The sequence below is a fragment of the Pseudomonas sp. B1(2018) genome, assembly GCF_003097365.1.
Lineage (GTDB): Bacteria > Pseudomonadota > Gammaproteobacteria > Pseudomonadales > Pseudomonadaceae > Aquipseudomonas > Aquipseudomonas laurylsulfatiphila.
Genome location: NZ_PYUK01000019.1, coordinates 14,292 through 38,874, shown reverse-complemented (window position 1 = coordinate 38,874; position 24,583 = coordinate 14,292). Strand labels below are relative to the sequence as shown.

The following is a 24,583-nucleotide window of genomic DNA, read 5'->3' as shown; positions in this document are numbered from 1 at the left end:
CGGTCAGGACCTGGGCAGCACTTCGGATTCAGCGAGCCAGGTCAGCAGTCGATCAAGGCAGGCCTCGACCGTTTGTACCCCGGTGTCGAGCACCAGCGCCGCATCGACCGGCGCCTGATACGGCGCAGAGACCCCGGTAAAGCCGGTCAACTCACCCCGTCGGGCACGGGCATAGTGACCTTTCGGATCACGTTGCTCGCACACCGCCAGGGCCGCGCTGCACCAGACTTCCCGGTAGTCGTCACCGAGTCGCCGGGCGAACACATCACGCAACTCCACCAAGGGCGCGATCATCGCCAGGATCACGATGTGTCCGTTCTCCACCAGCAACGATGCCAGTTCGCTGGCGCGGCGGATGTTCTCTTGACGATCGCTGTCGCCAAAGCCCAGGTCTCGGTTGAGCCCCACCCGCAGCCCGTCACCATCGAGCACCACGCTTTGCAGTCCGCGAGCAAACAACTCGGCGTGCAGCGCTTGCGCAAGGGTCGACTTGCCTGCCGCCGGCAGGCCGGTCAGCAGGATCGCCGCGCCGCGATGACCGTTGCGTCGCTCTCGCTGAGCCCGGCTGACGCTGGCGGTCGGGGCCTTCACGTCAGCGCACCGGGGCATGCGTCACCGGCACCGTAATATCACCTGCCGCCCAGGCCGCTTCGCGGTTGGCCAGGGCCGTGGCGATGGACTGGACTTGTGTCGATTGCACTTGATCCGGCAGCGGGTCGAGACCGGCGCTGGCGAAAATCTGCCCATAGGCGTTGCGCAGGTCCGCGTAGGACAGGTCACGACGCAAATCGGCCTGCAAGGTGTTGAGTTCCCCCTGGATCAGATCGAGCTCGCCGATACCGTCCGCCTGGTGACGGTTGCGCAACTGACCGACGATTTGCCCGTCGATGTCCGACAATTGCTGATTGGTCTTGAACTGGCGCAAGGCCTCGCGGTAGTTGGCATTGGCCACATACAGCTGCGCCAGCACAGCAATCGACATCGCCTGACGGCGCGCCGTGGCGACTTCTTCACCAGCCTTGGCTACGTCGATCGCCGCTGGAGCCGAGATCACGTTGAACAGGTTCCAGGTGACTTTGACGCCATAATCGGCCCAGCCTTGCTCCACCAGGAACGAGTTGCTGTCGTAATGCCCGCCTGCGGAGAATTCCAGGCCCGGCAGCAGGCGCAGCATGGCCTTGCGGGTTTCGGCCGCGCTGATGCGGGTCTGATAGTCCTGTTCACGCAGTTCCGGACGGCTGGTCAGGGCTTCCTGTTCGAGACTGGCCAGGTCGACCTTGAGCTCGGGAATCTCATAACCGTTATCGGTCGCCAGGGTCAGCTCCGTGCCCATCGGCAGGTTGATCAGGGTTGCCAGTTCGGTCTTGGCCAGTGACAACGCACGACGCTGCTCTTCCAGTTGGCGGGTCGCCTCGATCAGCGAGCGCTGATACCCGAGGGCCTGCACCGGGTCGCCAATGCGCTGCTGGCTCATGCTCTGGCTGTTGTTGCGCGCGGTCTCAACCCGCGCCATCAGGCTGTCGATCTGTGTGAGCAGGCGTTCGGCAGCCATCGCCCGCCAGTACGCCGAACGCACGTCCTGGACGATGGTGTTGATCACCTTGCGCCGACGCTCCTGAACGATCAGGCGCTGGTCGCCCTGCTGCTTGGCGCTGATGTAGCTGACACCAAAATCGAGCACGTTCCAGACCATGGTCAGGTCCGCTACATCACGGTCGCGGTCCTGGGAGGTCGAAGGTTCCAGGGACTGCGTGCCGGTGCGCACACTCTGGCTGCTGGAGGCGTTGACGTTGTTGCGCCCCACGTATCCGGCGTCCAGCGCCATGCGCGGCAGCATGTCGAAACTGGCGAGGTCGAGCTGACGCTTGGCCAGGGCCTCTTCCATGATTTTCAACCGGCCTTCGAGGTTGTACTTCACCGCACGGGCCATGGCCTGGTGCAGGGTCAATGGGCCGCCAAGGGGCTCCTGCCCCTTGTACATGGCTTGCAGGTCACTTTTGGCCCGCTGCTCACTGACACTGCGTTCGATCGGCTCACTGGTGACTGCGCATCCGCTGATCGCCAGTGCCAGCAGGCTGGCGCCGAACAACTTATGACTTTTTTTCATCCTTGCATCGCCCCTGGGTGCCGCATCAAAAGTGAAAGTTTTCATCAGGCCTGCATTTCGCTGATGCCGGCCAGCTTCAGAGCGGCGGCCAGCTTGTCGACCTGCTGCTGCTCGTTGTCTTGGAGTTGTTGCAATTGCTGACCCAGGGTCGGTGCGCCAAATACCCCGCGCAGGCCCTGGGAAACATCGCCGGACTTGATCGACTGACTGCCAAAGGCGTTCAACGAATCGCGCTCCGCATTGCTGTCCTGATTGAACAGGCTCGATAGCGTGCTGGTGCTGAACACACCGCCGTCGCCGCCACCGAATCCGAGGAAACCATGCCCCGAACCATCGCCTCCGCTGTCATTGCTGGTGAAAACCTGCGCGATGAAACTCGGGGTCAGTGCACCGTGGTTCATGAAGATATCGCCCAACGGCCGGATGCCGTTGCCGATCACCCGTTGTTCGAACAACGGCTGGAAGGTCAGCGGTGAAGCGAGATTGCCCACCGGTGGCGTGAAAACGAACGGTTGCAGCGGCACGTTGGGCACATCGGGCAATGTCACCGGGGTGTTGGTGCGGAACGCCGGGTCTGGTGAAACGACCACGACCGACGAGGTCGGCACCGTGTTGATGACAAAGTTGTCGGACTGGCTCACGCCGCTGCCACTGTTGCCGGCCATGTCGCTGATACCGGCGCGGTTGATGATGATCGCGTTGCTGGCGATATTGACGTTGGCGGTCGGCGTCAGCATCGCGGTCCAGGTCTTGCCGCCATCGCTGCTGCGCAGATCGGACAAGGTGCCGTTGGCAATACTGATGTCGGACAAATCAAAACCGCTGACCGCTTCGCTGAAGGTGATGGTCACCTGCGAGGTCTGGCCCACACCCAGGTCTGGATTGGCGACTACCACGGTGGCGGTCGGCAGCTCGCTGTCGAGTGTGTAATTGTTCGACACCGCGACCGTGTTGCCGGTATTGCCCACCAGATCGGTGACGTTGCCGGTGTCCAGCGCGATGAAGTTGCTTGGGTCGGTGACATTGGCCGTCGGTGTGAACGTCGCGGTCCAGGTCTTGCCGCCATCGCTGCTGGCGAGATTGCTCAGGTCGCCGTTGGTCACGCTCAGGTCGGACAGGTCGAAGTCGCTGACCGCCTCGCTGAAGGTGAAGGTCACCGTAGTGGTCTGACCGATACCGAGGTTCGGGTTGGCAACCACGATGGTCACCGTCGGCCGGGTCGCATCGAGCGCGTAGTTGTTGGAGATGGCGATACTTGCACCGAAGTTGCCGGCAATGTCCTGCACTCGTCCGGTGTCGAGCACGATCAGGTTGGTTGCATCGCTGACATTGGCGGTCGGCGTCAGGGTCGCGGTCCAGGTCACGCCGCCATCGCGGCTGCTCAGGTTCGACAGCGTGCCATTGGCAACACTGATGTCCGACAGGTCGAAACCGCTCACCGCTTCGCTGAAGGTAATGGTCACAGTGGTCGTTTCGCCGATGCCGAGCTGCGTGTCGGCGACCACGATGGTCGCTGTCGGCAGCACGGTATCGATGGCGAAGTTGTTCGAGTCGGTGGTGCCCGCTCCCGTATTGCCCGACGCATTGGCCACGCCGCTATTGTCGAGCGTAATCAGGTTGCTGGCGTCAGTCACGTTCGAGGCTGGCGTAAAGGCTGCCGTCCAGGTGATGCCGCCGTCATTGCTGCTGACATTGCTCAATGTACCGTTGGCGACGCTCAGGTCCGCATTGCTGAAACCGTTGACTGCCTCGTTGAAGGTGATGGTCACCAGGGTCGTTTCGCCGGCCTTGAGCGACGTGTCGGCGATCACGATGCTGGCGGTCGGCACACTGGTTTGCACCAGGTAATTCGCCGAGTTGGTCACCCCGCTCCCGGCGTTGCCTGCCGCGTCGGTAACACCGGTGTTGTCCAGGGTAATGAGGTTGGTGGTGTCGGTGATGCTGGCGGTCGGCGTGAACGTCGCGGTCCAGGTAACGCCACCGTCGCTGCTGCTCAACCCGCTCAAGGTACCGTTGGCGACGGTCAGGTCGGCATTGGTGAAACCGTTGACTGCCTCGTTGAAGGTGATGGTCACCAGGGTCGTTTCGCCGGGACGCAGGTCGGTGTCGGCCATGACGATGGTCGCGGTCGGGCGCTGACTGTCGATGGCGTAGTTGTTCGAGTCCGTGGTGCCGCTGCCGGTGTTGCCCGCCGCATCCTGAACACCGCTGTTATCGAGCCGGATGAGGTTGCTGGTGTCGGTGATAGCCGCCAACGGTGTCAGGGTGGCCGTCCAGGTGATGCCGCCGTCGCTGCTGCTCACCGCGCTCAGGGTGCCATTGTCGATGGTCAGGTCGGCGTTGCTGAAACCGCTCACCGCTTCGCTGAAGGTGATGGTCACCTGCGAGGTTTCGCCGACATTCAGGGCCGTGTCGGCCACCACGATGGTGGCGGTCGGGCGCACGGTGTCGATGGCGTAGTTGTTCGAATCGGTGCTGCCACTGCCCGCGTTGCCGGAAGCGTTCTGCACGCCGCTGTTGTCCAGGGTGATCAGGTTGGTGGCGTCAGTGATGTTGGCGGTCGGCGTGAAGGTGGCTGTCCAGGTAATGCCGCCATCGCTGCTGCTCACCGCGCTCAACGTGCCGTTGGCGATGGTCAGGTCGGCGTTGGTGAAGCCGTTCACTGCCTCGGAGAAGGTGATGGTCACCAGCGAGGTTTCGCCGACGTTCAGGGCGTTGTCAGCGATCACGATGGTGGCCGTTGGCAGCACGGTGTCGATGGTGAAATTGGCGGATTGGGTCGTGCCGATGCCGGCATTGCCGGCCAGGTCGGCGACCCCGGTGTTGTCCAGGGTGATCAGGTTGGACGTGTCATTGATCGCGGCGTTCGGTGTGAAGGTCGCCGTCCAGGTGATGCCGCCGTCGCTACTGCTGACCGCGCTCAAGGTGCCGTTTGGAACAGACAGGTCCGCGTTGGTGAAACCGCTCACCGGCTCGCTGAAAGTAATGGTCACCAGGGTGGTTTCACCGGCGCTCAGGGTCGGGTCGGCGACCACGATAGTCGCGGTTGGACGCTGAGTGTCGATGCTGAAATTATTCGAATCGGTGGTGCCGCTGCCGGCGTTACCCGCCAGGTCGGCGATCCCGCTGTTGTCCAGTGTGATGACGTTACTGGTGTCGGTGATGCTGGTGGTCGGTGTGAGGGTCGCTGTCCAGGTGATACCGCCGTCGCTGCTGCTCAAACTGCTCAAAGTGCCGTTGGCCACGCTCAGGTCGGCCGTCGTGAAACCCGTCACCGCTTCATCGAACGTGATCGTCACCAGCGTGGTTTCGCCGACACTCAGGGCAGTGTCGGCGACCACGATGGTCGCCGTCGGGCGCACGGTGTCGATGGCGTAGTTGTTCGAATCGGTGCTGCCGCTACCCGCGTTGCCGGAAGCGTTCTGCACGCCGCTGTTGTCCAGGGTGATCAGGTTGCTGGCGTCGGTGATGTTGGCGGTCGGCGTGAAGGTGGCTGTCCAGGTAATGCCGCCATCGCTGCTGCTCACCGCGCTCAACGTGCCGTTGGCGATGGTCAGGTCGGCGTTGGTGAAGCCGGTCACCGCTTCGCTGAACGTGATGGTCACTACCGTACTTTCGCCAATGTTCAGGGCGTTGTCGGCGACCACGATGGTGGCCGTCGGCAACACGGTGTCGATGGTGAAATTGGCGGAGTTGGTCGTACCGGTGCCAGCGTTGCCCGCCAGGTCGGCGATGCCGGTGTTGTCCAGGGCGATGAGATTGGACGTGTCGTTGATCCCGACGTTCGGTGTGAAGGTCGCCGTCCAGGTGATGCCGCCGTCGCTGCTGCTCACGGCGCTCAACGTGCCGTTGGGCACAGACAGGTCAGCGTTGGTGAAACCGCTCACCGACTCACTGAAGGTAATAGTCACCAGGGTCGTTTCACCGGCGCTCAGCGTCGGGTCCGCCATGACAATGGTCGCGGTCGGACGCAGGGTATCAACGGTGTAGTTGTTCGAGTCGGTGGTACCGCTACCGGCGTTGCCCGCCAGGTCAGCGATCCCGCTGTTGTCCAGGGTGATGACGTTGCTGGAGTCGATAATGCTGGCGCTCGGCGTAAAGGTCGCGGTCCAGGTGATGCCGCCATCGCTGCTGCTCACCGCGCTCAGCGTGCCGTTGGCAATGGTCAGGTCGGCGTTGGTGAAACCGCTCACCGCTTCACTGAAGGTGATCGTTACCAGCGAGGTTTCGCCAATGCTCAGCGCGGTGTCCGCGACCACAATGGTGGCCGTCGGGCGCACGGTGTCGATGGCGTAGTTGTTGGAGTCGGTGGTGCCGCTGCCGGCATTACCGGAAGCATTCTGCACACCGCTGTTGTCCAGGGTGATGACGTTGCTGGTGTCGGTGATGGCGCTGGTCGGGGTGAAGGTCGCGGTCCAGGTGATGCCGCCATCGCTGCTGCTCACCGCGCTCAGGGTGCCGTTGGTGATGGTCAGGTCGGCGTTGGTGAAACCGCTGACGGCTTCGCTGAAGGTGATGGTCACCATCGACGTATCACCGATTTTCAACGTATTGTCGGCCACCACGATGGTCGCGGTCGGCAGCACCGTATCGATGGTGTAGTTGCCGGAATTGGTGGTGCCGCTGCCGGTGTTGCCCGCCACGTCGGTCACGCCGGTATTGGCCAGGGTAATGACATTGCTGGCGTCACTGATGCCTGCGGTTGGCGTAAACGTCGCGGTCCAGGTGATGCCGCCGTCGCTGCTGCTCACCGCGCTCAACGTTCCGTTGGGAACGGACAGGTCGGCGTTGTCGAAACCGCTCACCGCCTCGGAGAAGGTGATGGTTACCAACGAGGTTTCACCGGCGCTCAGGGTCGTATCGGCCAGCACGATCGTGGCGGTTGGGCGAACCGTGTCGATGGCGTAGCTGTTGGAGTCGGTGGTACCGCTGCCGGCGTTGCCCGACAGGTCGCTGACCCCGGTGTTGTCCAGGGTGATCAGGTTGCTCGTGTCGTTGATGATCGCCGAAGGCGTGAAGGTTGCCGTCCAGGTGATGCCGCCGTCGCTGCTGCTTACCGCGGTCAACGTGCCGTTGGTGATGGTCAGGTCGGCGTTGGTGAAACCGCTCACCGCTTCACTGAAGGTGATCGTCACCAGCGAGGTTTCGCCGATGCTCAGCGCGGTGTCCGCGACCACAATGGTGGCCGTCGGGCGCACGGTGTCGATGGCGTAGTTGTTGGAATCGGTGGTGCCGCTGCCGGCATTGCCCGAGGCGTTCTGCACACCGCTGTTGTCCAGGATGATGACGTTGCTGGTGTCGGTGATGGCGCTGGTCGGGGTGAAGGTCGCGGTCCAGGTGATGCCGCCGTCGCTGCTGCTGACGGAGGTCAAGGTGCCGTTGGCGATGGTCAGGTCGGCGTTGGTGAAACCGCTGACGGCTTCGCTGAAGGAGATGGTCACCAGCGACGTATCACCGATTTTCAACGCATTGTCGGCCACCACGATGGTCGCCGTCGGCAGCACCGTATCGATGGTGTAATTGCCGGAGTTGGTGGTGCCGCTGCCGGTGTTGCCCGCCACGTCGGTGACACCGGTATTGTTCAGGGTGATGACGTTGCTCAAGTCATTCACGCCGACGGTCGGGGTGAAGGTCGCGGTCCAGGTAATCCCGCCGTCGCTGCTGCTGACTGCGCTCAGCGTGCCGTTGGCGATGCTCAGGTCACTGTTGTCGAAACCGGTCACCGCCTCGGAGAAGGTGATCGTCACCAACGACGTTTCTCCGGCACTCAGGGTCGCGTCCGCCAGGACGATGGTGGCCGTCGGGCGCTGGCTGTCGATCGCGTAATTATTCGAATCGGTGGTACCGCTGCCGGCGTTGCCGGCCCCATCGGTCACCCCGGTATTGTCCAGGGTGATCAGGTTGGTCGGATCGGTGATGCTCGCCGTTGGCGTCAGGGTCGCGGTATAAGTGATGTTATCGCTGGTGCTCAGGCTGCTCAGGGTACCGTTGTTCACCGTCAGGTCGGCCGTGGTAAAGCCAGTCACCGCCTCGGAGAACGTGATAGTCACCACCGATGTCTGACCCACCGCCAGCGCCGAGTCCGCGACCACAATGGTCGCGGTCGGGCGTACGGTATCGATGGCGTAGTTGTTGGAATCGGTGGTGCCGCTGCCGGCGTTACCCGAGGCGTTTTGCACGCCGCTGTTATCCAGGGTGATGACGTTGCTGGAGTCGGTGATGGCGCTGCTCGGGGTGAAGGTCGCGGTCCAGGTGATGCCGCCATCGCTGCTGCTCACCGCGCTCAACGTGCCGTTGGCGATGGTCAGGTCGGCATTGGAGAAACCGCTGACGGCTTCGCTGAAAGTGATGGTCACCAGTGACGTTTCACCGATTTTCAACGCATTGTCGGCGACCACGATGGTCGCCGTCGGCAGCACCGTATCGATGGTGTAATTACCGGAGTTGGTGGTGCCGCTGCCGGTGTTGCCGGCGATGTCGGTCACGCCGGTATTGTTCAGGGTGATGACGTTGCTCGGGTCACTCACGCCGACGGTTGGCGTGAAGGTCGCGGTCCAGGTGATACCGCCGTCACTGCTGCTCACCGCAGTCAGGGTGCCGTTGGCAATGGTCAGGTCGGCGTTGGTGAATCCGCTCACCGCCTCGGAGAACGTGATGGTCACCAGCGAGGTTTCGCCCGCTGCCAGTGTTGTATCCGCCAGCACAATCGTGGCGGTCGGACGCACGGTGTCGATGGCGTAGTTGTTGGAATCAGTGGTGCCGCTGCCGGCGTTGCCCGCCAGATCCGCGATGCCGGTGTTGTCCAGGGTGATCAGGTTGGTCGTGTCATTGATACTCGCGGAAGGTGTAAAGGTCGCCGTCCAGGTGATGCCGCCGTCGCTGCTGCTCACCGCAGTCAGGGTGCCGTTGGCGATGGTCAGGTCGGCGTTGGTGAAACCGCTGACCGCTTCACTGAAGGTGATGGTCACCAGCGAGGTTTCGCCGATTCTCAGCGCCGTGTCCGTCACTACGATGGTTGCCGTCGGGCGTACGGTGTCGATCGCATAGTTGTTGGAGTCGGTGGTGCCGCTGCCGGCGTTGCCCGCCAGATCTGCCACGCCGGTGTTGTCCAGGGTGATCAGGTTGGTCGTGTCGGTGATGCTGGCGGTCGGGGTAAAAGTCGCGGTCCAGGTGATGCCGCCATCGCTGCTGCTCACCGCTGTCAGAGTCCCGTTGGCAATGGTCAGGTCGGCGTTGGTGAAACCGCTCACTGCTTCGCTGAAGGTAATGGTCACCAGCGAGGTTTCGCCGATTTTCAGCGCATTGTCCGCCACCACGATGGTGGCGGTCGGACGAAGCGTATCGATCGCATAGTTGTTCGAATCAGTGGTGCCGCTGCCGGCGTTGCCCGCCAGATCGCTGACCCCGGTGTTGTTCAGGGTGATCAGGTTGGTCGTGTCGTTGGTGCTTGAGGAGGGTGTGAGGGTGGCGGTCCAGGTGATGCCGCCGTCGCTGCTGCTGACCGCGCTCAAGGTGCCGTTGGCGATGGTCAGGTCGGCGTTGGTGAATCCGCTGACCGCTTCACTGAAGGTGATGGTCACCAGCGAGGTTTCGCCGATTTTCAGCGCATTGTCTGTCACCACGATGGTCGCCGTTGGCCGCACGGTATCGATGGCGTAATTGTTGGAATCGGTGGTGCCGCTGCCGGCGTTGCCCGCCAGGTCACTGACCCCGGTGTTGTCCAGGGTGATCAGGTTGGTCGCGTCGGTGATGCTCGCGCTCGGCGTGAAAGTCCCCGTCCAGGTGATGCCGCCATCGCTGCTGCTCACCGAGGTCAAGGTACCGTTGGCAATGGTCAGGTCGGCATTGGTGAAACCGCTGACCGCTTCGTTGAAGGTGATGGTCACCAGGGAGGTTTCGCCGATTCTCAGCGCCGTGTCGGCAAACACGATGCTGGCGGTCGGGCGTACGGTGTCGACCGTGTAGTTGTTGGAGTTGGTGGTGCCGACGCCGGCAGTGCCCAGACCGTTTATCACCCCCGTGTTGTCCAGGGTGATGACGTTGGTCGTATCGGAAATACTGGCGGACGGTGTGAACGTTGCTGTCCAGGTGATGCCGCCATCACTACTGCTTACCGCGGTCAAGGTGCCGTTGGCGATGGTCAGATCGGCATTGGTGAAACCGGTCACCGCTTCACTGAAGGTGATCGTCACCAGCGAGGTTTCGCCGATTTTCAGTGCATTGTCCGACACCACAATGGTCGCGGTCGGCGGCGGTGAATACGCGGTATTCAGTACGCCTCCGTCGTTGTAGATGGTCGCGACAGAGGTCGGCGAGGTACCGGTTGTACCTCCGCCCTGCGCGGTACCGCCTGCACCACTGGCCGCGGCATTACCGGCCAGGGCGGCGAAGTTGGCGGCCGTCATCAGCAGCGTGCCTTTGTTCCAGATCGCACCGACGCCCCGGCCGCCCAGGCCGCCATTGCTGGCATTGCTGCCCTGGCCACCGCCACCGCCACCGCCGCCACCAGCGCCGATGTTGTTGCTGATGGTCGAGGTGCCGACGATGGTGAGGGTGCCGCTGCTGGCGTTGTAGATCCCGCCCACCGCATTGCCACCGGCGCCACCCACCTTGTCCCAACCGGCCCCGCCGCCGCCACCGCCAATGGAAATCGTGCCATTGGTGGCCGTCGCACCGTTACCGCCGCTGCTGTAATAGGAAACGCCTATGCCGCCAGCTCCGCCAGTGGTGGTACCGCCGCGACCGCCCATGTGGGTGGCGTCATAACCGCCGCCGTAACCGCCGACGCCACCGCCGCCCACACCGCCGCCCAACGTGCCGGTGCCCGGCCCTGCCGAACCGCCATGCCCGCCGCCCTGGCCGCCCAAGCCGCCGCCACCTCCACCCCCACCGCCGTAAAAAGCGCCGGTGATACCGCCGCCACCACCGCCACCAGAAGCGGCGTTGGAGGTCACGGTAACGTTATTGAGGGTCAGAATCCCTGCGTTGAAAATCCCCCCGGCCATCGAGCCCGTGGCAGCGTAGCCACCGTTGCCGCCCGTGCCCGACACCAGGCCACGGGTGATAACCAGGCCATCGAGTTTCACGGTACTGCCAGCCGCCACTTCAATCACTCGGGTCCTGTACTGGCCGTCGAGAATCACGTCAGCCGCACCGTCGTTGTTCAAGTCGCCATCAACGGTGATGTTCTTGTTGATCAACAACTCGGACGTCAGCTGCACCGTCATGCCGCTGTTGAAGGTGACGATATCGCCGTTCTGCGCCGAGGCGATCGCCGCGCGCAACGAACCGACGCCTGTGTTGGCATTGTTGGAGGCGGACCAGGTGGCCAAGCCCCACTGATAGTCGCTCATGGCCGTGCTCGAGAGGGCGTTGGCGCTCTCGATGTTGCCGGTGGCGATTTCCAGATCCCAGTCACCGCCCACGCCGTTACGGTTGTTCGACGCCGCTACATCGCGGCCGGTCATTTGCGCCAGCGAATCGACAAAGCTCAGGCCGCGCTCGCCTTCGGCGGTGTAGCAGCCGTAGATCAGGATGTCGCCGCCAGCGTTGATGTCCTTGCCGATTTCCGCCAGCACCGCGCTGCGGGCGGCGACGTTGTCGGCCGACAGATAGCTGTCGCCCAGCCACAGGTCACCGGCGTTGCCGTGGGCGATGATCTGCACCGAGCTGATGCCCTGGTGCTGATCGAGGTAGTCGGCTATCTGTTGCAGCCCATCCTTGCCCGCGTCGAGTTTCACGACCTGGGTCCCGGGGGCGACGCCTGTGAGCAGGCTGTCGGCATCTTTCACCCGGGAGTCGACGAACACCACGCTCTGCCCCGGCACCGCAACGGGACTGGCCGCCGGTGTGGCATCGGCCTGGCCGTGGGTATCCTTGCTCGCCGTCGGGTGATCGGCAGTCGGCGCCTTGGCGGTATCGGCTGTGGAATGGTTGTCCGCCTGGGCGGCGGTATCGGCCACCGTGGCAGCGACAGCACCGTCGAACAGCATGCGCGGTTCCAGGGACATGATCATGGGCGCCGCTGGCGTCCGCTGGCCTTCGGTTACCCGTGACTTTGCCTTTGCTCCGCCAAAAATGCTCCACCACATGCTGCTCACCCGAATTCGAACGAATGTACGTAACGCATCAATGAAAAACGCCGCGATCAAATGTTCGCGGCGTCGGACTTCATACGAATGACGTTGGCGGCGCTGGCAGAGCCATCGAGCCAAAAGGACAAGTCTGAGTATTGCTTGAACAGATCCGGCGGCAGGATGGTGCGCCGGGCCTGTACGGCAACCTTGGGTCGGACCTTGTGCAGGCCGGTTACCCCGAGGGCTTGGTCGAATTCCGGGGCGTCGTACGCCAGGTGCTCGAAGTCGTGCTCGAACCAGGGCTCGTCGATAAAGTCGTAGACCAGCCGCAGCACCCGCTCCGGTGCCTGGGTCAGCAAGTCATAGTCGATGATCAGCAAGGAGTCGGCGTGTTCGCCGTAGTAGGCTTCCTTCAGCGCCGCCCAGGCAAAACCCACCAGGCGATTGCGTTGTGCCAGGGTTTCGCAACGGCTGTAGACGGTGTTGCGCTCGACGGCATCGCCGAAGAGCTTGGTGTTTTCATAGGGATTGGCGCGGTAAAGACGCTCGATGCTGTCCATGATCCAGGCGACGTTGCGCACACAGGCAATCACCTTGGCCTTGGGAAACAGATCGTTGATGGCCGGCAGCTTGGCGCTCCAAAGGCGATTGGTGTCGAACACCACCGGTTTGTCGGCCTTGTCGGCATAGAAGGAATCAAACAGACCGCGCAACAGGCGGCGGCGCATGTCGGTGTCGATCACCGCGCCGAACTCGCTGCCCGCGCTGCACTGATCCAGAACACCGGAAAACAGGGAACCCACGGGGCTGGTCATTCCGGCATGGAAACGCGGGTTCTGCAAAAGAATGGCAGAAAGCAGCGTCGAGCCTGAGCGCGGCAAGCCGGAGATAAAATGAAACTGATGCAATCCCTTCACCATTAGCCGCAAGTCCATTTTGTAGGACAAAGCGTAACCGAAGGTAAAGTCCACGCCTAGTGGTGTTTTGATATCAATTCGGAGTCAATTCCACTGGAAACCGACTATTTAATCTCCATCGAATGGCTGAACCGTTTTAGCCTCAACGCTGCTTATTTCCCAGCCAACGGGGACACATACAACCTGGCGACAACGCCACCGGCCTTGACCTGACGGCCCAGCCGCCATTGTGCCGGCACGGGGGCAAACTCATCCGGCACGTCGGCGGTGCTGATCAACCAGATTCGCCGGGTGCCCTTGGGCAAATCGCCGAGGCTGTCGAGGTACTCGTCCGGCTCCGTCAGAGTGCCGAAACCATAGTCATTCGGACGGCCCGAGGTTCCGTCGGCATGTGGCGGGGTGTACAGCAGCGGCTTGGCACCGGTACGGTTGTAGTAGACGTAGCTCAAGTACCAGAGCATGTCGCTGGTGACGATTTGATCGCCGGGCTGGAAGTGCTGGTTGACGTCATCGACCAGAACATTGATCTGGTCATGGATGTCGACCGTGGCGTTGTTGTTCAAGCCCACCAGTTCGACACCGACAAACAGCACCAGCACCGTCAACGCCACCACGCGGGAGCCGCTGTACAGGCGGTCGATCGCCAACGACACCAGCATCGGCAGGCCCAGGGCATAGGCGGTGAGATAACGTTCGATGAACATCGGTGAAATGAACGACACCGCAAACACCAGCAATATCGGAACCAGGGTGTAGACCGCCAGCAACGCGCTGCCCCGGAACACGCTTCGGTCCCGCACCAGCGCCACCCCCGCCAATATCGGCAAGGCCAGCGGCAGGGCGGCAAACACCAGTGGCGGAAGGTTTTCGCCATCGTCCTGGATCAATAGCGACCACACCATGGACGGCAGGGAGTCGAAAGTGACCGGTGTTTCCCAGCCGACATCCCCGTTGGCCTTGAGTTGATCGATGTGCTGCAACAGATCGACCAGCCCCGGTATCCACGGCAGGTAAAGCGCGACAATGGCCAGGTTCGCCAGCCACCAGTCGCCACGCTGGATGCATCGCAGGCGATACCCCGGCTGCACGCGGATGATGCCCAGGTACAACCAATGACAAAGCACGCACAGCGCAGTGAAGTAATGGGTGTAGAACGCCGCGCTCATGAGCAGGACGTAAATCACCAGATAACGTCGGCGTTGCGGTTTGCGGATCCAGTACACCAGGGCAATCGTCGCCCCCAGCAACCACATCCCCAACAGCGAATACATGCGCACTTCCTGGCTGTAGCGAACCGCCGTGGGCAGCAGTGCCAGCAGAAAGCCGGCGAGTATCGCGGCGCGGCGGGTAGCCAGTCGATCCACCAGCCACACGCCGAGCCCGACCGAGGCGATGCCCGGCAGGGCGCTGAGACAGCGGATCGAAAATATGCCGTCGCCGAAGACGGCCATCCAACTGTGCAGCAGCATGAAATACAGCGGCGGATGCACGTCGTAGGCAGCGTGAAGCCAGATGTCCGGCAATGAATAACGCGCCAGCAACAGGCTGGAACCCTCGTCGCCCCAGATCGCAGCCGCCGTCAGATCGTAGAAGCGCACCAGCGCCGCCAGGACCAGGATCGGCACCAGCCAATGCTCCCGCGCCCAGCGAATAATCAGTTGCGCCCCCCTGGCGAAACCGGGATTTGCGCGTGGCCCCTGCGTGTCGCCCATCGGCGTCTCTCTGCGCGCCTCCATCGCCTCCCCTTGCAACGCTCAGTGACAGGTTACTCGCGATTCACTTTAGACCTTCAGCCCGAGCATCGTCGATGCTGGCCCGCAGACCAAACGACCTGCGGCGAGGAGAGCCGGTCGAGCTAAAATCCGCTTTCCCTGACACCCAGCGCCGCCAGCCGTCGCCAGGCAACGCCCAGCACCGACTCACCACGGCCTTGCAACACGGCCACGCCGCGTAACGGCTGCACGGGCGCCGGGGCCGGATCGAGCGGCGTCAAGCGCGCGCCGTACTGCGCCTGTACCGGCTCGGCCCGTTGAGACTGATCGCGGCGCACGGCAATCGGCCCGTGGTGATCGGATGTCAGCGCTTCCTGATCGACAAACGCCGCACCATTGGTATCGATTTCGCTCAGTTGCACGGCAATCGCCGGGTGCATCGGATCATCCGCGATAAACCGCCCGGTGGCACCCGGCGCCACGCGCCAGAGCTCCGCCTCGGCCAGATAGCCGCGCAAGCGCACACCCCGCTCGACAACCCGAGCCAGCGGCTCCCGGGTCGACAGCCAGCGCCCCACCGCCCATTGCGGCAGCAGGTCGCGCACCGTGCCGGCATGGGGGGCGCGCAATAGCAAACGCTCGCGCTGAGCCGCCAGCCCCCGGTATTCCGCGACCGCTTCGGCCAGGCGCTGCTCGACGATCCCGGCATCGGAAGCCGTTTCGCTGCGGCCGGCCTGACGACGCATCTGCAACTGCTGAATCTCGATCTCACGGCGCGCGATGGCCTGGCGCGAATCGAGATCAGGAGACTCCAGTTCGATCAGGACATCGCCCTGGGCCACCGACTGCCCGTCCTGCACATTCACCGCCTTGATCCGTGCCGCCACGGGCGCATGCAAGGTGCTGACCCGTCCCGCTTCGAGCATGGCCGGCACCTCGACGGCACTGCGCCACGGCAGGATCAGCAGCAACAACAGCCCGAGCACCGCCAGACTGCTGAGCAGCACCCGCGGCCCATGCGCCTGCTCGCGGCGGCTCCACCACTGGCGCCATTCACTCATGATGGGCAGAAAGATGAACCACACCAGTTCCACCAGCATCAGGAAGATCCCCAACACCTTGAAGAACAGGTGGTAGACCGCCAGAGCGATCCCGAAAAACAATACCGCGCGCCATAACCACGAGCCATACCCCCAGATCAGTAAACGCCGTTGCATTGTCGGCGACCAAGGCTCCGGCACCGTGGCACCGTAACCGAACAAAAACTCGCGCAGGCGCCAGCGGCACAAGGCAAACGCCCGGCCTTGCAGGTTATCGACCTGCCAGAAATCGCTGAGCAAAAAATAACCGTCAAAGCGCATGAACGGGTTGAGGTTGACCACCAACGTCGTGATCCACGTAGCACTGGCGAGCATGAACGCCGCGGTGCGAGCCGGCCCGTCGGGCAGCAACGACCACGCCAGCAAGGCCATGCACGCCAACAGCAACTCGGCCAGCACCCCGCCCGCGCCAATCAGCAACCGGGCCTTGCGATCATTGACCCGCCAGGCATCGCTGACATCGGTATAGAACATCGGCAGCAGCACCATGAACGCCACGCCCATGCTCTGTACCCGGCACCCGGCGCGCTTGGCCATGAACGCATGACCGAATTCGTGGCAGAGCTTGGCGAAGAACAGGGCCACGCCAAACGCCAATGCGCCGCCAAGGCTGAACAAATGCGGAAAGGTCGCGATAAACCGCTGCCAGTCCCGCGACACCAGAAACACCCCCAACCCCAGCACAGTGGGCAAGCCGTAGCGCAGCGCCCGCGGGCCAAAGCGCTCCAGCCATGGCCAGGCACGGTTGAGAAAACGCTCGGGACGCCACAGCGGAATACGAAAAAACAGGTATTGATGCAGCAACTGGTGCCACAGGCTCTGGTGTTGCGCAGCCGCTTTAAGGCTGTAACTGGCCCGCTGCTGGGGATCGAGGGCGGTAATCAGGTCGTGGCTGCGCAAGAACACCAGCAACTGCTCAAGATCCGCAGCACCCAGCGCCAGTCCCGGCTCACGATTGGCCGCTTGCAGGACTTGCTCGGGTTCACCCAGCGACCAGTGACGCAACAATCGCATGGCCGTGGTACCGAGCTTGAAGTAACGCCCCCGCACCGGATCGGCCAGCGTCCAGCAGGGCGCACCGTCCAGCGCCGGCGCTGCAGGGGATAATTGCAGGTCGGCACGCAGGCCGGGCAGGCTCATTTACAGGCCCACGCTCTGACGCAAACCGGCCAGCGGTCGACGCAGCAGGTACAACGCCAGCGGCGCCCGGTCACCGAAGATTTTCGCCGTGCCGCGCAAACCGATGCGCGGGGGTGCCGCGTCGAAATTCGCATCCAGGCGATAGGCCAACTGTCCGCCCGCCGTGGGCTGCGCTTCATAAGCCGAACGTTCGAGCCTGGCCAGATGCCGTTGCAGCGGGTCACTGTCGAGGAACAAGGCGACCTCGGCGCCGGGCTCCAGGGAAATCGCATCGCCCACGGCCAGTTCGATACGCAATTGCGCCTGAGCCGGATCGGCGATTTCCATCAGCCGCTCGCCCGTCTGCACGGGCTTGCCGGTCCAGCGCTCGGCATCGGCAAATACCGCGATGCCATCGCGCTCGGCGCGCACTTCGCTGCGTTTGAGCAGCTCACGGGCGTAGTCACGCTCGGCGCGTTTCTGTTCGACCCGGGCGGCCAGCAAATCCAGTTTCGAGCTGGACTCGGCATCGGCGAACGAGCGCTGGGAGTTGGCCTTGAGTTCCGCCTCGGCAACCCCGAGGGCGCGTTCGGCAACATCGGCCTGAGCCTTGAGCGTGGTGCTTTCGAAGCGCAGCAGCAGATCGCCGGTCTTCACCGTCTGGTTGGGTTTGACCAGGAATTCGGCAATCACACCGTCCAGCGGCGCCGCCACCACCCGACCGCCCAGCGGCACCACTTCGGCCGGTGCCAAAACGGATTGGCGCACCGGGATCAACAGCCCGAGCAATAGCATTGCCACCAGCAATGCCTGGCGTTTGCGCGTCCAGCGCAGGCGCCACGGCTTGCGCGGTTGCAACGCCTGCCAGGCGTGGCTGTAGGTATCGCCCAATTGCGACAGCAGCACTTGTTCGGCAGGGTTCCACGGAACATCCCGGGCCAGCCACAACCCGCCGAACACTTCGCCCTGGCGATCGATCAGCGGTAGCCAGAACACCTGCGCCGCCGACAGGCTTTGCCATTCCGCCTGCAGCGATTCGCTGATGACATCGGCGGCAATGACCCGCGCCTGCTGCAACTGCTCACCTTTGAACAACTGCGCCACCGCCTGCTCGACGAACGCGACAAACGGCGAATTCGGCTCCACCGCGCTGACACCGGTCACGGCCTGCACCTTCCCGGCGATCAACAGGGCCGCATGGCGAAAGCCAAACAGTGCCTGGCCATCATTGACCAGGCTGTAGGCCAATTGGGCGGGCGTTCGGGCTGCGCGGGTCTGGCGCTCCAGATCTAGAAAGCGTGCGAACACCTGTTCGGCACCGCCGCTCACCGGCGCGTTCACTTGAACTCCGCGAAATGCGCCGTGCCGCTCATGCCCGCCAGCAACCCGCTGGCATCGGGCACGCTGGCCACCAGCAGCAAGGTCTGACTGCCTTCATCGATGCGCGCGCCCAGGCGCTTGACCGTCGCGTCCAACGGCTTTCCGGTTTCATCGGGAACAAAACTGAAGGTCTGGCCGGGCTTGAGTCGGGCCATCCAACGCGAGGGCACCAGCAGATGGATTTCCAAGGTGCGATTATCGACCACGTCCAGCAATGGCGCGCCGGCAGGAACGCTTTCATAGCGCTGTACCTTGCGCTCGACGACCTGGCCATCGAACGGCGCCAGCACGCTGCAACGCTTGACCTGCACTTGATACACCTGGGACTGCGCCTGGGTTTCACTGACCTTGGCCTCGGCACGTGCCACTTCGAAACGCCCGACCGAATTCAGCGCGGCCAGTTGCCGGTTGTGCGCCAGTTCTTCACCTGCGCCACGGCTGGCCGCTTGAGCGGCATTGAGCTGCGCCTGATAGGCCGAGCAATCGAACCGCGCCAGGGTATCGCCTTTCTTGAACGATTCGCCCTCGCTGAACGGCAATTCGACAATCCGCCCGGGGACCTCACTGGCCAGTACGGCCTGGTCCCTGGCGCGCAATACACCACGGGCCTCGGTGCTGGTTGCAGCACTGGCGCTCGCATCCATTTGCGCAAGCGGATCGTCTGCCCCGGGCGTTTGCGCCTGGACAACGCTCGCGACGAAGAAAAAACCCAACCCCAACACACAGAAAATCCGCATGACCGTTCTCCCTTTCGGATCAACGGAGTCTACGGCAGCGGCGATGAGCGTCAAGCAGATGGCCACCATTGCCTGTGTATCAGCGCTGCGCCGTCTCGGCCAACGGATAGACCGACTGCCACCCCCCACCCAACGCCTTGTACAACCCGACGGCCGCCAGCGACACGCCGGTCGAGCTCTCGACCCACTGCTCCTGCGTGGCCAGCAACGCCCCTTGCACGGTGAGTACGGTGACGAAATCCACCACGCCCTCCACGTACTGCTGTTGCGCGGTGTCCAGCGCAATGCGGTTCTGCCGCACGGCTTCGGCCAGGCTGTCACGGCGCAATTGGCTGGCGTTATAGGCGGTCAGTTGGTCATCGATTTCATGCCAGGCGCGCAACACGGTTTGCTGATAGGCAATGGCCGCTTCCTGTTGTTGTGCTTCGCGCAATTGGAGCACGCCCCGCAAACGGCCACCGTCGAACAACGGCAAGCTCAATTGCGGGCCGATCCCGAACGAACGCGAACCCCAGGAGCCAAAATCGCTCAGCTGCATGGCCTGGGAGCCGATGTTCCCCGACAGGGTGATTCGCGGATAGAAATCCCCCTTGGCCACGCCAATGCTGGCCGTGGCGGCATGCAGTCGCGCTTCGGCCTGGCGAATGTCCGGTCGACGCTCAGCCAGTTGCGAGGGCAAGCCAATGGCGACCTGGCGCGGCGTTTGTGGCACCGGGGCGTCTGTGGATAACTCCGCCGCCAATGCCTGGGGCGCTTCGCCCATCAACAGGCTCAAGGCATTGATCAGTTGCCACTGGCGCTGCTCCAGCGCGGGCAGGCGCGATTCGATGGCCGACACCTGCGCGGCGGCTTCGGCGACATCCAGATCCGTCGCGACGCCGTCGGCCAGGCGCAGTTGCGAGAGCTTCAGGCTATGGCGGGCGACGCCGAGGTTCTGTTCGGTGACGAGCCGGGTGTTCTGCACACCGCGCAATTGAATGTAGTCCTGGGCGGTTTCGGCCAGCACCGACAGCAGCACACCACGCCGGTCGTTCTCGGCGACCTCCAAGGTGGCGTCGGCCGCTTCGGTTTCCCGACGCACGCGGCCCCAGAAGTCCAGCTCCCAGGAAGCGGAGAAGCCGGCATTCCACAGGTTGAAGGCGGATTGGCCATTGTGTCCTGACGGGTCGTTCAAGCCTTCAGCGCTGTTACGATTGCGCCCGTAACTGCCACTGGCCGCCGTGTTGGGGTAGCGGTTGGCAGTGATGACCTGGCGCACCGCACGACTTTGCTGCAAACGGCTGCCGGCCAGCTTCAGGTCGAGGTTGTCGGTCAGGGCGCGCTGGCTCAAGGCCGAGAGTTTCGGGTCGTGGAACACCTCCCACCAGCGCTCGGCCATTGTTTCGGCGATGGCCTGGCTGGTGGCTGCCTTTGATGGTTTTGCCCATTCGGTGATCTGCTGTGCATCAGGCTTCTGGAAGTCCGGGCCAACGGTGCAGGCTGACAGGCTCAGCACAAACAAGGCAGAAAAAGTCAGGCGAGGCTGATGACCTCTTCGCGAGCAAGCCCGCTCCCACAGGGGAATGCGGTCAACTGTGGGAGCGGGCTTGCTCGCGAAGGCGTCAGCGCTATCAACGAAAATCTTCATCGCTGAACAACCTCTTTCGCCTTGGCGATGGCCGTATCAATACTCGCCTCCACCGACATCCCCACTCGCAAGCGCTCGGCCAGCGGTTGTCCCGGCTCCAGCACGATCTTCACCGGTATCCGCTGCACCACTTTGGTGAAGTTGCCAGTGGCGTTGTCCGGTTTGATCGCGGCAAACGTCACCCCGGTGGCCGGTGCGATGCTTTCGACACGACCGTTGAGTGCCGCACCGCCCAGGCTGTCGACGCGCACCTGCACCGCCTGCCCCGGCTGCACATCCGTCAGTTGCGTTTCCTGGAAATTGGCCATCACATAAGCCTGCGCCAGCGGCACCACGGCGAGGATCTTGCTGCCCGGCGTGACGTAGGCGCCGACCCGCACCGCGCGTTCTCCGACCATACCGTCCTGTGGCGCCACGATCCTTGTATAGGACAATTCGTAGCTGGCCATTTCCAGCTTCGCTTGCGCCCGTTTCAGCCCGCCCTCGGCTGCATCGCGCTGGGCCGTCAGGATCTCCACCTGCTTGCGCTCCGCCGCCAGTACCGCCGTGGCATTGGCCAGCCGCGCGCCAGCCTGGTCGATGCGCGTTTGCGCCTGTTGCGCATTTTGCACCGTGCCGGCGCCCACCCCGGCGAGGTGCTTGTAGCGGTTCAATTCATGCTCGGCAAAGGCCATTTCCGCCTTGGCCGAAACCACCGAAGATTGCGCCTGGGCAATCACCGATGCCTGGCGCTCCAGGGTCGCCCGGGCGTTTTGCAGCTGCGCCCTGGCCACCAGCGTTTCGGCGTCGGCGGCCTGGGCGGCGGCGCGTAAATCCCGGTCATCGATCAGCGCCAGCAATTGCCCCGCCTTGACCTGCTGGTTGTCCTCGACCAGCACTTCCTTGATAAACCCGGCGACCCGCGGCACGACCAGGGTGAAATCCGCCGAGACGTAAGCATCGTTGGTGTTCTGCTGGGTACGCTTGCCGAACAGGCCAGGCATTGCCAGGTACAGCGCCCCACCGACGGCCAATGCGACGGCCACGGCCACCGCGACTTTCTGCTTTGCTTGGGTGTTCATAAAAACCTTCTGTTTCAGTGGAGCATTCAGGTCGGTGTGCGCGGCGGATAGATCCGCGTCGGCAGCCAGAAAATCAGCAGGATCAAGGTCACGGCGACACCGGCCATGCACAGGTAAAGATCAGAGGACGTGAGCACCAGTGCTTGCTCATGCAGACGATGAGCGAGACTTGCACTGTCGCGCTCGGCCAGCGGCGAGTTGCCGAGGCGATCGACCAGCATGGTCGAATGAAAATGCAGACGGGCCGTGGTCAGCGCTTCGATCACCCCGGTGGCGATGACCGCCGACAGGCCTTTGACGGTGTTGAACCAGGCCGATGCGAACGGCCCTTCCAACGGACTGATGCTGCCGGTGGACAGCATCAGCAGCGGCAATACCGCCATGGGCTGACCGAAAATCTGCAGCCATTGCAGCACATAGAAATCGTCGCGAATCCACGCGGACGTCAGTTGCGAGCCGCCGACGCACGACAACGCCAGCATGCCCAGGCCGATGCCCAGCACCCAGCGGCAATCAACCCAGCGAAAGTTGCACAGGGTCGCCACCAACGGCAGCGCAATCAATTGCGGCAGCGCCGCCAGCAGCATGATCGGTGCGGTCTGCACCGGGCGATAACCCTGGACCTGCGCCAGGTAGCTGGACGGAATGATGATCACCGCCTGCAACACCACCAGCACGCCCGCCAGGCTCAGCAAGGCAAAGGACAGGTTACGGATGCCGAGCATCTGCATCTTGAAAAACGGTATCGGCTGCGACCACTCGCTGGCCAAAAACAGCACCAGCAGCAACAGCCCACCACCGAGCAATCCGCAGATCAGGTTCGACTCGAACCAGTCCAGGCGGTTGCCCTGCAGGATACCGATCACCAGCATGCAGATGGCGGGAAAGCCCAGCAGCAATCCGCGCCAGTTGAAGGATTTGAAGCGCTCCAGGCGCAGCGGGTCCTGGGGCAAACCGTACGCTACCGCGGCCATGGCCATCAGGCACGGCGCGATGATTTGCCAGAAGGTCCATTGCCAGCCGACGTATTCGGTCCACAGCCCGGCCAATGGCGTGCCCAGGCCCGGACCGAACGTCGCCGTCAGGGCATAACCGGCCAGGCCATACAACTTCACGTTGGCAGGCAGAAACCGCAGGGCCACGGTCATCAACATGGGGGGCAGTGCGCCGCCCGCCAGACCTTGCAAAGTGCGCAGCAACAGCAGGCTTTCGTAATTCGGGGCGAAGGGGCACAACACACCCAAAAGGGTGAACAGGCTGATGGCGCCCAGGGTGAAACGTCGCAACGAGAACGTCACCGCACACCACGGCGCAAACGCCATGGCCGCCACCGACGTCGCGGTGTAACAGGCGACCAGCCAGGTGCCTTCGTCGTAGCCGATAGCCAATGCACCGCGGATGTCGGCGAGCGCGACCTTGGTCACCATCTCGTTCAGGCCCGACACCAGCACCGCCAGCAGCACGCCCACCAGGCCGATGATGATCCGTGGGCCGAAGACCGGCGGTGCGGCTGCCGTGCTGGCCGCCGCGGCAGGTGCCGTCACGGTAAGGGAAGTCATGTACTGCGAGCTCCGGCGTGGAAAGACCGAAGCATTCTAAAAAGCGTGATGCCTGACGAAAATCAACTTATTGGCAGGTTATAAATGCGTCAGACGCAACGATACCCTCCTGTGGGAGCGAGCTTGCTCGCGATAACGGCAGGTCAGTCAATAGGGATGTCGAGGCTGCCGGCCTCATCGCGAGCAAGCTCGCTCCCACAGGGGAACTGATCAGCTCACGGTTGAGCCGCCAGCCACGTCTCATCGCAGCAGGTTTTCAGGGTTTCACGCAGCCAGCGGTGCGCCGGGTCCTTGTCGAAGCGCGGGTGCCAGGCCTGGGTCAGCATCAGGGTCGGCAACGGAATCGGCAGGTTGAACGAGCGCAGTTTCAACCCCAGCCGCCGCACGCTCAGCAAGGCTTCCTTGGGCACCGGCAGGATCAGGTCGGAATCGGGCAAGGCAAACATCGCCGCATGAAAACTTGGCGCAATCACCGCCACCCGCCGCTCCAGGCCCAGGGCATTGAGCGCGGTATCGATCGGCCCCCGGGCAATGCCACGCCGGGACATGCTGATATGGGAATAACCGGCATAGCGCTCAGCCGTGATCTCTTCGTCCAGCAGCGGATGATCCTCGCGCACCAGGCCGACGAAGTGGGTGGAAAACAGGTTCTGAACCTTCACTTCCGGGGTCAGCGGCCGTGTGTTGCTGACGCTCAGATCGATCCGCCCTTCGCGCAAGGCCTCATCATCGCCATCGCCTTCCGGGACGAAACGCAATTCGCAGTGCGGCGCCTGCCGGTCGAGGGTGTCGAACAACCTGCCGCCGTAAACACCGACAAAGAAGTCGTTGGCCCGAATACTGAACCGCCGCCGCAGCGAACTCAGCTCCACCGCATCGGCCGACCGAAACAGCAACCCGGCCTGCTCCACCACGCTGCGCACTTGCTCGCGCAATTCCAGCGCCTTGGGTGTCGGCACCAGGCCACGGCCGGCGCGCACCAGGATCGGGTCGCCAATGGCTTCGCGGATGCGCGTCAATGTCCGGCTCATGGCCGCCGGGCTCAGGTTCATCCGCCGCGCCGCCCCCACCACACTGCCCTCGTCGAGCAAGGCGTCGAGGGCGACCAACAGGTTCATGTCCGGGAGTTGCATGCAGGGCACTCATGGCCGATCAGGATTGATCCAGGTGCAATGCTAGCAGATCAAA

General features: G+C 63.1%; 12 protein-coding genes. All 12 read right to left on the bottom strand.

The features are described 5' to 3' along the window. Positions 1 to 3: 3 nt before the first annotated feature. The gene (cysC, locus tag C9422_RS24975) at positions 4 to 609 is read right to left on the bottom strand and encodes an adenylyl-sulfate kinase (protein WP_116582503.1); all 606 of its coding nucleotides are present in this window, start codon (positions 607 to 609) and stop codon (positions 4 to 6) included. Further along, a complete protein-coding gene (locus C9422_RS24970) occupies positions 593 to 2,107 on the bottom strand; it encodes a TolC family protein (RefSeq protein WP_116582502.1) in 1,515 nt (504 codons plus the stop codon). The genes cysC and C9422_RS24970 overlap by 17 nt, the downstream gene beginning before the upstream one ends. A gap of 44 nt (positions 2,108 to 2,151) precedes the next feature. After that, positions 2,152 to 12,198 carry an Ig-like domain-containing protein gene (locus C9422_RS24965; RefSeq protein WP_116582501.1) on the bottom strand — a complete coding sequence of 3,349 codons (10,047 nt, stop codon included), beginning with the start codon at positions 12,196 to 12,198 and terminating at the stop codon, positions 2,152 to 2,154. 56 nt (positions 12,199 to 12,254) lie between these two features. Next, positions 12,255 to 13,100: a sulfotransferase gene (locus tag C9422_RS24960; RefSeq protein ID WP_116582562.1), complete on the bottom strand. Its 846-nt coding sequence runs from the start codon at positions 13,098 to 13,100 to the stop codon at positions 12,255 to 12,257. 152 nt (positions 13,101 to 13,252) lie between these two features. Continuing rightward, positions 13,253 to 14,836 carry a glycosyltransferase family 39 protein gene (locus tag C9422_RS24955; RefSeq protein WP_116582500.1) on the bottom strand — a complete coding sequence of 528 codons (1,584 nt, stop codon included), beginning with the start codon at positions 14,834 to 14,836 and terminating at the stop codon, positions 13,253 to 13,255. A 119-nt stretch (positions 14,837 to 14,955) separates the two neighbouring features. After that, complete coding sequence (locus C9422_RS24950; protein WP_116582499.1) at positions 14,956 to 17,052, bottom strand: biotin/lipoyl-binding protein; 2,097 nt, start codon at positions 17,050 to 17,052, stop codon at positions 14,956 to 14,958. Further along, a complete protein-coding gene (locus C9422_RS24945) occupies positions 17,053 to 18,372 on the bottom strand; it encodes an efflux RND transporter periplasmic adaptor subunit (RefSeq protein WP_116582498.1) in 1,320 nt (439 codons plus the stop codon). Further along, positions 18,369 to 19,148 (bottom strand): efflux RND transporter periplasmic adaptor subunit, encoded by a 780-nt coding sequence (locus C9422_RS24940; protein WP_116582497.1) that lies wholly within the window; start codon positions 19,146 to 19,148, stop codon positions 18,369 to 18,371. Before C9422_RS24940 ends, C9422_RS24945 begins: the two co-directional genes overlap by 4 nt. 79 nt (positions 19,149 to 19,227) lie before the next feature. Next, the gene (locus C9422_RS24935; protein WP_116582496.1) at positions 19,228 to 20,775 is read right to left on the bottom strand and encodes an efflux transporter outer membrane subunit; all 1,548 of its coding nucleotides are present in this window, start codon (positions 20,773 to 20,775) and stop codon (positions 19,228 to 19,230) included. After that, the gene (locus C9422_RS24930; protein ID WP_116582495.1) at positions 20,772 to 21,836 is read right to left on the bottom strand and encodes an HlyD family secretion protein; all 1,065 of its coding nucleotides are present in this window, start codon (positions 21,834 to 21,836) and stop codon (positions 20,772 to 20,774) included. The genes C9422_RS24935 and C9422_RS24930 overlap by 4 nt, the downstream gene beginning before the upstream one ends. 26 nt (positions 21,837 to 21,862) lie before the next feature. Beyond that, positions 21,863 to 23,395, bottom strand: a complete 1,533-nt coding sequence (locus tag C9422_RS24925) for an MFS transporter (protein ID WP_116582494.1) — start codon at positions 23,393 to 23,395, stop codon at positions 21,863 to 21,865. Between the two features lie 215 nt (positions 23,396 to 23,610). Further along, on the bottom strand, positions 23,611 to 24,528 hold the full coding sequence (locus C9422_RS24915) for a LysR family transcriptional regulator (RefSeq protein WP_102702427.1): 918 nt from the start codon (positions 24,526 to 24,528) through the stop codon (positions 23,611 to 23,613). Between the last annotated feature and the right edge of the window lie 55 nt (positions 24,529 to 24,583).